Genomic DNA, 14,235 nt, shown 5'->3' with positions numbered 1-14,235 from the left:
ATCCGGTGAATTCCTCGACCCCGTACAGAGTTGCGGCCGGCCTCATCTACCTCTCCATCGGCAGCCTGGTTGGGCTGCTGCTGGCCCCGCTGCTCGTCCTCTCGCTGCTGCTGCGCGTCGCGTCGTGGCTGCCGCTCGTCGCCGTGCCGCAAGCCGTCGTCCTCTGCGTACGCGTGGTGCCGACGATTCTCCGACGGCGTCCCGGCAAGGAGGACCACCCGGGCCCCCCGGAAGCGGAGAGCCCGATGCGCGAGGTGCTGCGGCTGCTCCCGGACCGGATGGCGGTCCTGTACAAGGGACTCTCGTTCAGTCTGCCGCTGCTGCGGGCCGTCGCCGACCTGGAGCGGCTCCTCGCCCGCTCGGTGATCGCCGACACCGGCCAGACCGACGCCCCGATCCGGCCGACGGCGAAGACCGAGCCGGAGGAGCAGCCCCGGGCCGGCTGGGACGACATCCGGTACATCGGTCTGCTTCTGCTCGGCACGGTGTGGCTGCTGCCGCTGGCGTCTCTCGCGGTCCCGGTGGTGGTCTTCCTCGTGTCGCTGCCACTGGGACCGGCCGAGCAGCTGGCCTTTGGTCCCGGCAACACACTGACGGTGTCCAGCACCGTGACCCGGGTGGCGGTGGCGCTGGCCTCGGTGGCGGTCTTCACCCTGCTCATGGGGCTGCTGTTCTGGATGGGCGGACTGCGGGCCCGGGTGGTGCTCCGCATCCTGAGCCGCCTCGACGAGGCGGAGACCCATCGCCGCGAGGAGGCTGCGGAGCGCCAGCGGATCGCCGCGCTGCGGGTGAACGACGCCGATTACCGCCGTCTGGAGCGCGATCTGCACGACGGGGCGCAGGCACGGCTGGCCGTACTTCTCATGAACCTCTCCCTCGCCAAGAACCGTCACGGGGACGACGCCGCGCATTTGCGTGCCGTGGTCGAGGAAACGCATGAGGAAATAGGAAAGGCACTGGACGAGATTCGCAGTCTGGTACGGGGAGTTCAGCCGCCCATTCTCAGCGACCGCGGCCTGGAAGCGGCGGTGACCGCACTGACCGAGCGCTTTCATGTGCCGGTCGAAGTAATCAGCGGGCTTCGGCGGCGACCTGATGTGAATGTCGAGTCGACGGCGTACTACATCGTCGCCGAATGCCTCGCCAACACCGTGAAGCACGCCTCCGCCCCCCTCATTCAGGTCACGCTCGAGGAGCACGACAACCACCTGGCCGTCTCGGTGACCGACAACGGCACGGGTGGCGCCTCGCTGGCGGGCGGGACGGGACTGCGCGGGCTGGGCGACCGGGCCGCCGCGCTCAACGGCTGGCTGGACATCAGCAGTCCGCCAGGTGGCCCCACTCGGGTGACCGTCACCCTTCCCTGGACTCCGCACCCCATCTGAGCTGGGACTTTTCCTCACATCGAAAGCTCTTGCCGTTCAACGAACAGTTGATCGAAGATGAGGTGGTACGGCTACCCGCACCCCTCGCGGTACGGGTAGCCGCACCGTCGGCGTTCGACAAGGGGGAATCTTGGAAGCGGACCAGGCGGAGGATCTCCTACGCACTCTCGCCCGTGCGCACGCGGTCCCTGGCGCACAACTCGCCATCCACCGAGCGGGCGGCAGCCTCTCGGCGACCACCGGGGTGGTACGGACCGGCACCACCGATCCGGTCTTAACCACAACGGCTTTCGCCCTGGGTTCGGTGACCAAGGCATTCACCGCGACTCTGGTCGGCCAACTCGTCGCCGAGGGTGAAATCGAGTGGGACGACCCCGTCGCGGACTACGTGGCGGAATTCGACAGCGCGGCGGACGACGCCTTTTCCGGGATCACCCTGCGGCACCTGCTCAGCCATACCGGCGGACTGGTGGCCGACCACGAGACGGACGATGTCGCGGAGACCTCTCTCACCCGTTACACGGCGAGTGTCGCGGCGACGACCCGCACACTGCACCGGCCCGGGTCGTGCTTCTCCTATTCGAATTCCGGATACAACATCCTCGGCAGGGTCGTCGAAGCCGTCACCGACATGAAGTGGCAGGCCGCCCTGGCCAACATGACGCTGCGTCCGCTCGGCATCGACCCGGCCTTCGTGCATGACGCACCGAGCAGGCAGCGGCCCCTGGCGCAGTGTCACACGGTCCGCCCCGGCGCGGCCCGGCAGGTCACGCCCGTCGGCCTCTTCCTGCCCCCCAGCTGGGCCCCGGCGGGCGGGCTGGCCGGCAGCGCCGACGACTTGGCGGGCCTCGCCACCCTGCTCCTGGGCACCTGTCCCGACGCCGCCGTACTCCTGCCCGAGGAGCAGCGCGCCGAGATGCACGCCCGGACGCCCGCGGCCGACGCGTTCGGCATGGCCGACGGCTGGGGCCTGGGGCTGGCCCGTCACGCGTCGCCGGACGGCGACTGGCTGGGCCACGACGGCACGGTCGACGGCGGCACCGCCCACCTGCGGTTCCGGCCCGCCGACGGCACCATCGTGGCCCTGACCACCAACGCCACCACCGGCACCGCGATGTGGGCGGAGCTGGTCGACGCGCTCCGCGAGGACGGCGTCCCGGTGGGCGACCACCGGCCCGTGGCCCCCGCCACGCCACGGCTCACCACCGGACTCGGCCGGTTCGACGGCGACTACCGCAACGGCGACACCCTGTTCCGCGTGCGCACCGCCGGGGACGGCACCGCACCGCGCCTGACCGACGCCACCGGCCTCGTCGCCGACCTGGCGGTCCACGAGGACCTCACCTTCACCGCCCGGCGGACCGACACCGACACCGCCCCCTACACCGGCCGGTTCGTCACGGACCGCGCCTCGGGCGAGACACACCTCATGCAACTCGGCGGCCGTTCCGCCCGGCGTACCGCGGCTTCGTAGCGCCCTTCCGCAGTGTCCCGGCCGGGACACCGCGCGCCGTCCGGCCTTCGCCCCCCCCTTCCCGACTTTCCCGTCGGTTTCCGGGCACCCCGCGCCCTCCCCTGCCCGGAAACCGCTTCTCTGGAGGTACACACGTGGTTCGCGCCGACGCGCCGGTGGACCGGACGGTCACCGCTCAGACCGACTTCTGGCGGACCCGGCTGGACGGTGTCCCGCCGCTGGACCTGCCGGCCGACCGACCGCGCCCGGTGATCCGGTCGAGCGGCACCGCCACCCACGAGTGCGAGCTGCCCGCCCCGGCCGCGGCGGCCCTGGCGGAGCTGGGCCGGGGCCGTGGCACCGCCTCCACCGCGGTCCTCGCCGCCGCCGTCAACGCCCTGCTCGCCCGCTACTCCGGCCAGGAGGACATGGCGCTCGGAACGGTCTCCCCCCGCTCCGGCCACACCGTCGTCGTCCGCACCACCGTCGACCCGGCCGCACCCTTCGCCGTCCTGCTGGACGACACCGGCCGCGCCCTGGACGAGGCCCTCGGCCACGACGGCGTCCCGTTCGCCGACCTCGTCGACGCCCTCGCCCCCACCCGCGACACCAGCATCACCCCGCTGATCCAGGCCATGGTGGCGGTTCTGGACGAACTCCCTTCGCAGCACCGGGACTTCGACCCGCTGGACCTTTCGGTGGAGGTCACCGGCGCCCGGCTGCGGGTGCGGCACAGCACCGCTCTCTTCGACCCGGCGACGGCCGCCGGGCTCGCCGGGCACCTCGCCGTCCTGCTCGCCGGGGCGGCGGCGGGCCCGGACACACCAGTCAGCGCGCTGCCGCTGATCACCGAGGACGAGTTCACCGAGGTCGTGCACGACTGGAACGACACCGCACGCCCGGTCCCCACCGGCACCTTCCCCGAGCTGTTCGCCGCCCGGGTGGCCGCCCGGCCCGAGGCGAGTGCCGTCATCGACGAGCACGGCCCCGTGAGCTACCGGGAACTGGACGAGCACGCCAACCGCATCGCTCACCACCTTCTGGAACTCGGCGCCGGGCGCGACCAGTTGATCGGCCTCTGCGTCGAGCGGGGCGCGGCCATGGCGGCCGGACTGCTCGGCATCATGAAGGCGGGCGCCGCCTACCTTCCGCTCGACCCCGCGTACCCGGCCGACCGGCTGGCGTACATGCTCCAGGACTCGGACGCCCGCATCGTCGTCACCCAGCGCGAGCTGCGCGACCGGCTGCCCGACACCGACGCGGCCCTGGTGGACCTCACCGCCGACCGGGCCGCGCTCGACGCCCGCCCGACGACCGCCCCCCGGATTGCGCCGGCCGTCGAGGACCTGGCGTACGCCATCTACACCTCCGGCTCCACCGGCCGCCCCAAGGGCGTCCTCGTCTCCCACACGGGCATCGGCAACCTGGCCGCGGTGCAGGCCGAGGCGTTCGGCGTCACCACCGGGAGCCGGGTCCTCCAGTTCGCCTCCGCCAGCTTCGACGCGGCGTTCTGGGAGATCTGCATGGGGCTGCTGAACGGCGCCACCCTCGTCATGGGCTCCAAGGAGACCCTGGCGCCCGGCGAACCGCTCGCCGCCTACGCCGCCGAGCACGGCGTCACCCACGCCACCCTGACGCCCGCCACCGTCGCCGTGCTGCCCGAAGGGCGCGGCCTGCCCGACGGCGCCACCCTCGTCGTCGCCGGCGAGGCCAGCACCGCCGACCTGGTCGCCCGCTGGTCGAACGGCCGCCGCATGATCAACGCGTACGGCCCGACCGAGACCACCGTCTGCGCCACCATGAGCCGCCCGCTCAGCGGCGCCGTGGTCCCCCCGATCGGCACCCCGATCGCCAACTTCCGGGCGTACGTCCTCGACGACGCCCTGCGGCCCGTCCCGGCGGGTGTGCGCGGCGAGCTGTACCTCGCGGGCCCCGGGCTGGCCCGCGGCTACCGGGGGCGGCCCGGCCTCACCGCGGAGCGGTTCGTCGCCAACCCCTTCGGCGCGCCCGGCGAGCGCATGTACCGCTCGGGGGACATCGCCCGCTGGAACACGGCGGGTGACCTGGAATACCTGGGCCGGGTCGACGACCAGGTCAAGGTGCGCGGCTTCCGCATCGAGCTCGGCGAGATCGAGAGCGCCCTGGCGCTCCACCCGGACGTCGCCCAGGCGGTCGTGGTGACCCGCAACGCCAACCTGCTGGCGTACGTCGCGGCGGCCGGGGAGCGGCACCCCGCCGCCGACGACCTGCGGGCCTTCCTCGCCCGGAGCCTGCCCGACCACATGGTGCCCACCGCCGTCGTGGTCCTCGACGCCCTGCCGCTCACCCCCAACGACAAGGTGGACCGCAGGGCGCTGCCCGACCCCGTCACCCCGCGGGAGAGCGGGGGCGGCGCCGAGGACGCGCCGCGTACCGCCGTCGAGGAGACCCTGGCCGCCATCTGGACCGATGTGCTCGGCGTCGAACGCATCGGTGTCCACGACGACTTCTTCGCACTCGGCGGCAACTCGATCCTCTCCGTCCGCGCCGTCTCCCGGATGCGCGCGGCACTCGGCGTCCCCGTGGCGCCCCGCGCCCTCTTCGACACCCCGACGATCGCCGGGCTCGCCGCCTCGGTGGCACCCGAGGACTCCGTCGAGGACTCCGCCATCCCGCTCGTGCCGCGCGACGGCGCCCGGCCGATGCCGATGTCGTACGGTCAGCAACGCCAGTGGTTCCTGCACGACTTCGACCCCGACAGCGCCGAGTACCACACCGCCGCCGGCCTGCGGCTGACCGGCGCCCTCGATCCGGACGCGCTGCACGGCGCCGTCCAGGACCTGACCGCGCGCCACGAGGCGCTGCGGACCACCTTCGGTGTGGTAGGCGGCCGCGGCGTCCAGGTCGTCCACGCGCGGCTCGCCCCCGCGTGGCGGACCGAGGACCTCTCCGCCGTCCCCGAAGCCCTGCGCGAGGAGCGGCTGCGCGAGCTGGTCCGCGCCGAGACGGCCCGCCCGTACGATCTGACGGCCGGCCCGCTGGTGCGTGTCCTGCTCGTCCGCCTCGCCGACGACGAGCACGTCTGCGTCCTGGGCATGCACCACATCGTCACCGACGGCTGGTCCACCGGCATCGTCCTGCGCGAACTGGGCGCGTGCTACGCCGCGCGCACCGAGGGCCGTACGCACCGGTTGCCCGAACCCGCCGTTCAGTACGCGGACTTCGCCGCGTGGCAGCGCGGACGCCTGGAGGGCGGCGGCCTCCTCACCCGGCAGCTGGAGTGGTGGCGCGAGCGGCTGGACGGCATCACTCCGCTGCAACTTCCCACCGACCGGCCGCGGTCCAGGGTGCGGTCCACCGCGGGCGCCACGCACACCTTCGCCGTGCCCGCCGCCACCACGCGGGCCGTCGAGGAGTTGGCGCGGCGGGAGGGCGCGACCCTCTTCATGGCGCTCACGGCGGCGGTGAAGACGGTCCTCGCCCGCTGGTCCGGGCAGACGGACATCGCCGTCGGCACGGCCTCCTCCGGCCGCAACCACCGCGACCTGGAGGAACTGGTCGGCTTCCTCGTCAACACGGTGGTGCTCCGCTCCCACGTCGACACCACCTCGTCGTACAAGGAACTGCTGGCACGGCTGAAGGAGACCGCCCTGGAGGCGTTCGCCCATGAGGACGTGCCCTTCGAGCGGATCGTGGACGCGGTCGGCGCGGCCCGCGACAACAGCCGCACCCCTCTGGTGCAGGCCATGGTGGTGCTGCAGAACGCGCCGTCCGACCGCGCCCGGCTGCCCGGCCTCGATGTCGCCGACCACCCGGTGCACCGCGAGGCCGCGCCGTTCGACCTGACCGTGGAGTTCTTCGAGGGCGAGGACGGCCTCACCGCCCAGGTGGGCTACAGCACCGCCCTGTTCGACGAGGCGACCATCGCCCGGTTCGCCGGGCATGTGACCACGGTGTTGGCCGCCGCCGCGGCCGAGCCGGACCGCAGCCTCGCCACCCTGCCGATGCTGACCGACGCCGAGCACCACCGGCTCGTCCACGACTGGAACGGCGCCACCACCTCCCCGCCGGCCGGTACCTTCCCGGAGCTGGTCGCCGAGAGCGCGCGCCGCCGCCCCGACGCGCCCGCCGTGGAGGACCCGGACACCACGCTGAGCTACCGGGAGCTGGACGAGCGGGCCAACCGACTCGCCCACCAGCTCCGTTCGCTCGGTGCCGGGCCCGGAACCCGCGTCGGGCTGTGCCTGGAGCGCGGCGTGGAGACCGTGGTGGGGCTGCTCGGCATCATGAAGGCGGGGGCCGCCTATCTGCCGCTCGACCCCGGCTACCCGGCCGACCGGCTCGCCTTCATGCTCCAGGACTCCGGCGCCTCACTCGTCGTCACCCGCACCGAGCTGGCCGGGTACCTGCCGGACACCGGCGCCGTCGTCGTCGACCTCGACGCCGACCCCGGACTGCGGGACGGGCTCCCGGCCACCGCACCCGCGCCGGGGCCGCGTCCGGACGACCTCGCGTACGTCATCTACACCTCCGGGTCGACCGGAACGCCCAAGGGGGTGCTCGTCCCGCACCGGGGTGTCGGGAACCTGGCCGCCGCCGAGATCGAGCGGCTGGAGGTGACCGAGGAGAGCCGCGTCATCCAGTTCGCCTCCTCGTCGTTCGACGGCGCGGTGATGGAGATCCTGATGGCGCTGCCCGCGGGCGCCACCCTCGTCCTGCCGCCGCACGGGCCGCTGGTCGGCGAGGCGCTCCAGAGCTTCCTGCGCGAACGCCGCATCAGCCACGCCCTGCTGGCGCCCTCGGCCGTCGCCACCCTGACCCCGGAGGGGCTGGAGGGGCTGCGCACCCTGGTCGTCGGCGGTGAGGCGAGCACCGGCGACCTGGTGGCCCGCTGGTCCGCCGGCCGCCGCATGATCAATGCGTACGGGCCCACCGAGTCCACCGTCGTCGCCACCATGAGCGCTCCGCTCGCCGGGGGCGCCGTCCCGCCGATCGGCACCCCGTTGCCCAACACGCGAGTCCGGCTGCTGGACGCCGCGCTCCAGCCGGTGCCCGTCGGGGTCCCCGGTGAGCTGTACATCTCCGGGCCGCACCTGGCCCAGGGCTACCACCGGCGGCCGGGTCTGACCGCCGAGCGGTTCACCGCCGACCCGTACGGGGCGCCGGGCGAGCGGATGTACCGCTCCGGTGACGTGGCGCGCCGCCGGGCCGACGGCAGCCTGGAGTACCTGGGCCGCGCCGACAACCAGGTGAAGCTGCGCGGCTTCCGCATCGAGGTGGGCGAGATCGAGACGGCGCTCGGCCGCCATCCGGACGTACGGGACGCCGTGGTCGCCGTGCACCGCGACGAAGCGGGCCGGCAGCGGCTCGTCGGCCACCTGGTGGCCGACCGCGACCTGACCACCGGCGAACTCCGCTCCCATCTGTCCGGTTCGCTGCCGGACTACATGGTGCCCGGTGTGTACGTCTGGCTGGATCGGCTGCCGCTCACGCCGAGCGGCAAGGTCGACCGGCGGGCCCTGCCCGAACCGGACTTCCGGGCGGAGCTCGGCGGCTCGGACCACACCCCGCCGCGCAACCGCACCGAGGAGCTGCTGGCCGGCATCTGGGCCGAGGTGCTCGGCGTGGAACGGGTCGGCGTCCACGACAACTTCTTCGACCTCGGCGGCGACTCGATCCTCTCCATCCAGGTCGCCTCCCGCGCCCGCCAGGCCGGCATCCGGCTCACCTCCCGGCTGCTCTTCCTCAACCAGAGCGTCGCCGCCCTCGCGGAGGCCGCCGGGACGGTCGAGGAGGCCGCGGGCGACGGACCGGCCGAGGTGACGGGCGAGGTCGCTCTCACCCCGATCCAGAGCTGGTTCTTCACCGAGCACACCGTCGACCCGGACCACTACGGCATGTCCGCGCAGGTCGAACTGGCACCCGACACGGACATCGCTCTGCTGGAGCGTGCCCTCGCCGCGGTCGTCGGCCACCACGACGCCCTGCGGATGCGGTACACGCGCCGGGACGACGGCCGGTGGGGCCAGGAGTACGGCGGTGCCGCCACCCCGCCGCTCGCCGTGCGCGACCTCTCCGGGCTCGCGGCGGACCGGCGGGAGGCCGCCCTGCACGAGGCCGCGTCGGCGGCGCAGCGGTCACTGGACCTGGCGGGCGGCAGCCTGTTCAGGGGCGTGTTCTTCCGCCTCGGCCCCTCCCTGCTGCCCCGGCTGTTCCTGGCCGTCCACCACCTGGTGATGGACGCGGTCTCCTGGCGCATCGTCCTGGAGGACCTCGCGACCGCCTACACCCGACTCGCCGCGGGACGCCCGGTCGACCTGGGCGCCAGGACCAGCAGCTACCAGCACTGGGCGGCCCGGCTCGCCGGCCATGTCCGCTCCGGCGCACTGGACGGTGAACTCGCCCACTGGCGGGCGGTGTCGGCCGGTGTCCGGCCGCTGCCCCGCGACGGCGACGGGGACCAGGCGCCCGGGGCCAACACCTTCGGCGGCGCGGCGACCGCCTCCGTGCGGCTGGGCCGCGCCGAGACCCGGGCCCTGCTCCAGCAGGTGCCCGCGGCGTACCGCACCCGGATCAACGACGTGCTGCTGACCGCGCTCGGCCGGGTGCTCCGCGACTGGGCCGGGGCGCCGGTCACCGTCGCCCTGGAGGGCCACGGCCGCGAGGAGCTCTTCGACGACGTCGACCTCACCCGCACCGTCGGCTGGTTCACCACCATCCACCCGTTCGCGCTGGATCTCCCCGACGGCCCCGACGGCGACTGGGGAAGCGCCCTCAAGGCGGTGAAGGAGCGGCTGCGGGCCGTACCCGGCCACGGCATCGGCTACGGCGCCCTGCGCCACCTCTCCGAGCCCGGCAGCGCCGCACACCGCGCCCTGTCACACGCCCCGGCCCCCGAGATCAGCTTCAACTACCTGGGCCGGTGGGACGGTGCCACCGGCACCGAGAGCCTGGTCCGTTCGCGGCTCGCGGAGCGGCTCGGTGCCGACCAGGCGCCCGCACAACCCCGTCCGCACCTGATCGACGTCGTGGCCGCCGTCGGGGACGGCGAACTGCGCGTCGACTGGATCCACGCCCCCGCCGTCCACCGCACGGAGACGGTCCAGCGGCTCGCCGACGCGTTCCTCGCCGCGCTGCGCGGCCTGGTGGAGCACTGCCTGCGGCCGGAGAACGGCGGCGCCACCCCGTCCGACTTCCCGCTCGCCGGGCTCGACCAGGCGGCGGTGGACCGGATCGCCGGCACCGGCCGGGACATCGAGGACATCCACCCGCTCACCCCGGTGCAGAGCGGCATGCTCTTCCACACCCTGTCCACCCCGGGCGCCTACTCCGAGCAGGTGACCTTCGAGCTGGACGGCATCGCCGACCCCGGGCTGCTCGCCCTGGCCTGGCAGCAGGTCGCCGACCACGTCGGTGTCCTGCGCGCCGGTCTGGAGTGGCGGGACGTCGAGCGCCCGCTGATGGTGGTCCGGCGCCACGCCGAACTGCCGGTGACCCATCTCGACTGGCGGGCGCTGCCGGCCGACGAGCGGGAAGAGGCGGTACGGCGGTTCCTCGCCGAGGACCGCGCGCGCCCCGTCGCCCCGACCACCGCGCCGCTGATGCGGCTCGCCCTCATCCGGCTCTCGGACACCACCGTCCGGCTGGTCTGCGCCTTCCACCACATCCTGCTCGACGGCTGGTCCACCTTCGACGTGCTGGCGCAGACCCACGCCGCCTACGCGGCCCTGGCCGCGGGCCGGGAGCACCCGCTGCCCGCCCGGCGCCCCTTCCGCGCCTACCTCGACTGGCTGGAGCGGCAGGATCTGGCGGAGGCGGAAGCGTACTGGCGCGAGACCCTCGACGGCTTCGCGGCGCCGACGCCGCTGCCCGCCGTGCGGCACACCGCTGCGGGCCACGCCACCGGTTCCACGGCCCGGCTGGCGCGGCGTCTGGACCCCGCCGCCTCCCGCGAGCTGTTCGCCTTCGCCCGGCGGCACCGGCTGACCGTCAACACCGTTCTCCAGGGCGCCTGGGCGCTGCTGCTGGCCCGGCACGCGGGCGAGTCCGACGTGGTCTTCGGCGCCACCGTTTCGGGCCGTCCGGCCGACCTGCCCGGCGCCGACGCCATGATCGGCATGCTCATCAACACCCTGCCGGTCCGGGTGCGCGTCGAGGAGTCGGCGGGCGTCACCGCCTGGCTCCAGGAGCTCCAGCGGACCCAGGTGGAGGCGCGCCAGTACGAGTACGTGCCGCTCCCCCGCATCCAGGCGTGCGGCGCGGTCGGGCGCGGCGCCGATCTCTTCCGCACCCTGGTCGTCTTCGAGAACTACCCGATGGACGAGGAGGCGGCCGCCGCCCACGGGCTGCGGCTGCGCCGCCTCGCGGGCACCGAGGCCACCCATTACCCGCTCAACCTCATCGCCTATGCCGGCGACGACCTCAGCTACACCCTGGCGTACGACGCCGAGCTGTACGAGGAGGCGACCGCCGAGCTGCTCTGCGGCCGGCTGGAGGCGCTGCTCGGCTCCCTCGCGGCCGCTGACGGGGACATGCCGGTATCCGCGGTGGCGATGCTCACCGGGGCGGAGGCGGAGCAGACCGTACGCGACTGGAACGACACCGCCGAGGAGCTGCCCGGGGCGTCGGTGCCGGAGCTGTTCGCCGCCCGCGTCCGGGAGCACCCCGACGCCGTCGCCGTCACCGGCGCGGACGAGGAACTGACGTACCGGGAACTGGACGAGCGGGCCAACCGCCTCGCCCACCACCTGGTCGCGCTCGGTGCCGGGCGGGACACCCCGGTGGGCCTGTGCCTGGAACGTGGCGCGCGCACGGTCACCGCGCTGCTCGCCACGCTCAAGGCCGGGGCGGCGTACGTCCCGCTGGACCCGGGCTATCCGGCCGACCGGCTGGCGTACATGATCGGCGACGCCGGAGTGGGGCTGCTGGTCACCGAGAAGGCGCTGCGCGACCGGGTGCCCGCCGCCCCGGTCCGGACGGTGGACCTGGACGAGGACGCCGGGGCGGTCGCCGCCCGGCCCGGCGGCACGGCGCCCGCGCCGCACCCGGCGCCGGACGATCTCGCGTACGTCATGTACACCTCGGGCTCCACCGGCACCCCCAAGGGCGTGCTGACCCCGCACCGGGCCGTGGTCCGGCTGGCGTCGGCGAGCGGCTACACCGACGTCCGCCCCGGCGACACGGTGGCGCAGTTCGCCTCGCTCTCCTTCGACGCGTCGACCTTCGAGCTGTGGACGGCGCTGCTGCGCGGCGCCCGGGTGGCGGTGCACCCGCCGGGGGTGCCGACCGCGGCCGGCCTCGGCCGGTTCATCGCGGAGCACGCGGTCACCCACCTGTGGCTCACCGCGGGCCTGTTCCACCAGGTCGTCGAGGACGACGTCACGGTCTTCGCCGGGCTGCGCCAACTGCTGGCGGGGGGCGACCGGCTCTCGCCCGAGCACTGTGCCCGGGTCCTCGACGCCCTCCCCTCGCTGCGGCTCACCAACGGCTACGGCCCGACCGAGGCCACCACCTTCACCACCACGCACGATGTGCGCGGCGCGCTCGGCGAGGGTTCCGTGCCGCTGGGCTCGCCGCTGGCCAACACCCGGGTGTACGTCCTGGACGGGGCGCTGGCACCGGTTCCCCGCGGGGTGCCGGGCGAGCTGTACATCGCCGGTGCGGGGCTCGCCCTCGGCTACCACGCGCGGGCCGGGCTGACGGCGGAGCGGTTCGTCGCCGACCCGTTCGGCGCCCCGGGCAGCCGCATGTACCGCTCGGGGGACCGGGTGGCGTGGCGGGCGGACGGCACGCTGGAGTTCCTGGGCCGCAGCGACGGCCAGGTCAAGATCCGCGGCTTCCGCGTGGAGACCGGCGAGATCGAGGCCGTGCTCGCCGGCCATCCCGCCGTCGGGGACGCGGCCGTGGCCGCGCACACCGAACCCGGCTCGGGCCGGACCGTCCTGGTCGGTCATCTGGTCCCGGCCCGGGGAGCCGCTCTGCCCGGTGCCGCGGAGTTGCGCGCCCATCTGGCGGCCTCGTTGCCGGAGCACATGCTGCCGGCCCACTACACCGCCCTGGACGCCCTGCCGTTGACCGCGAACGGCAAGGTCGACCGGTCGGCGCTGCCCGACCCGGAGGAGACGCGGCTCGCCACCGCCACCGCGTACGTGGCGCCGTCCTCGCCCACCGAGACGCTGATCGCCGAGATCTGGCAGGAGCTGCTCGGGGCCGAACGGGTCGGCCTGCACGACAACTTCTTCGAACTGGGCGGAGATTCGCTGCTGGCCCTGCGGACGGTGTCGCGGATCAACGCGGTGTTCGGCACCGACCTGACCCCGCGCTCCGTCTTCGACCGGCCGACGGTCCTCGAATCGGCCGCCGAGGTCGAGGAAGTGATCCTCGCCGAGCTGGAGGCGGCCGCGGCACCGTCCTGACGCGTCCCGTGGTCCCCGGCGGGCCGACGACGGCCCGCACCCCACTCCCATCCCTCCCGTACGAAAGGCACACCGTGTCCAACCCCTTCGAGAACTCCGACCGTTCCTACGACGTGCTCGTCAACGACGAGGGCCAGTACTCCCTGTGGCCGACCGGCACCGCTGTCCCGGCGGGCTGGGAGACCGTGCTCGCCGACCGCTCCCGCGAGGAGTGCCTCGCCCGGGTCGAGGAGCTCTGGACCGACATGCGCCCGCGCAGCCTGCGCGACGCGACCGCCTGACCCGGCACGGCGCCACCGGGCCCCGGCCCCGCTCCGTGCGCGGGCCGGGCGCCCTCCCGGCCCCGCGGGCGCCCGGCCCGCCGCGTACCGCGCCCGTACCGCCCCGGGCCCCGTGCCGGGAGCCCACTCCTCGACCAGCAGACCGCCGACCCGCATATCCCTGGGGGATTGTTCCGATGAACCAGCCGTCTTCCCGCGATGACCGGATAGCAGGACTCCCCGCACACCTCCGGGAGGCCCTCGCCCAGCGCCTGGCCGGTCGGGGCGGCGGGGCGAAGAGGACCGCGCCGCTGGTTCCCGCGGTGGCCCGCGACGGTGAGCTGCGGATGTCCCACGGCCAGCAACGCCTGTGGTTCCTGGAGGACTTCGACCCGGGCGGCGCCGCCTACCACTCGGCGCTGCCGCTGCGGATCACCGGACGCCTCGACGCCCGCGCGCTGCGCACGGCCGTCGGTGACCTGGTGGCCCGTCATGAGGCGCTGCGGACGACGTTCGGCCTGCGGGACGGCGTGGGGGTGCAGTTCGTCCACGAGCGGCTCGACGCCGACTGGGTGGACGCCGAGGCCGGTGACGAGGAGGCCGCCCGCAAGACCGTCCTGGCGGAGCTGGCCCGTCCGTACGACCTGGGGAACGGCCCGCTCGTCCGCGTCCTGCTCGTCCGCCTCGCCGACGACGAGCACATCTGCGTCCTGGGCATGCACCACATCGTCACCGACGGCTGG

At 74.1% G+C, this 14,235-nt stretch carries 5 protein-coding genes; all 5 read left to right on the top strand.

The window, feature by feature from the left end; translation table 11 throughout:
- Nucleotides 1-5 precede the first annotated feature (5 nt).
- A complete protein-coding gene (locus ACWC97_RS31795; protein ID WP_352279712.1) occupies nucleotides 6-1,385 on the top strand; it encodes a sensor histidine kinase in 1,380 nt (459 codons plus the stop codon).
- Nucleotides 1,386-1,515: 130 nt separating this feature from the next.
- Nucleotides 1,516-2,859 carry a serine hydrolase domain-containing protein gene (locus ACWC97_RS31790; RefSeq protein WP_352279714.1) on the top strand — a complete coding sequence of 448 codons (1,344 nt, stop codon included), beginning with the start codon at nucleotides 1,516-1,518 and terminating at the stop codon, nucleotides 2,857-2,859.
- A gap of 134 nt (nucleotides 2,860-2,993) precedes the next feature.
- Nucleotides 2,994-13,232, top strand: a complete 10,239-nt coding sequence (locus ACWC97_RS31785; RefSeq protein WP_450653096.1) for an amino acid adenylation domain-containing protein — start codon at nucleotides 2,994-2,996, stop codon at nucleotides 13,230-13,232.
- Nucleotides 13,233-13,306: 74 nt separating this feature from the next.
- Entirely contained in the window at nucleotides 13,307-13,513 is a 207-nt protein-coding gene (locus ACWC97_RS31780; protein ID WP_352279718.1) for an MbtH family protein, read from the top strand.
- A 176-nt stretch (nucleotides 13,514-13,689) separates the two neighbouring features.
- A partial coding sequence (locus ACWC97_RS31775; protein WP_450653094.1) for a condensation domain-containing protein occupies nucleotides 13,690-14,235 on the top strand: 546 nt, incomplete at its 3' end.

The sequence above is a fragment of the Streptomyces sp. NPDC001108 genome (genome assembly GCF_053598535.1).
The sequence above is the reverse complement of the archived record's forward strand: the minus strand, read 5'-3'. Positions and strand labels throughout refer to the sequence as shown.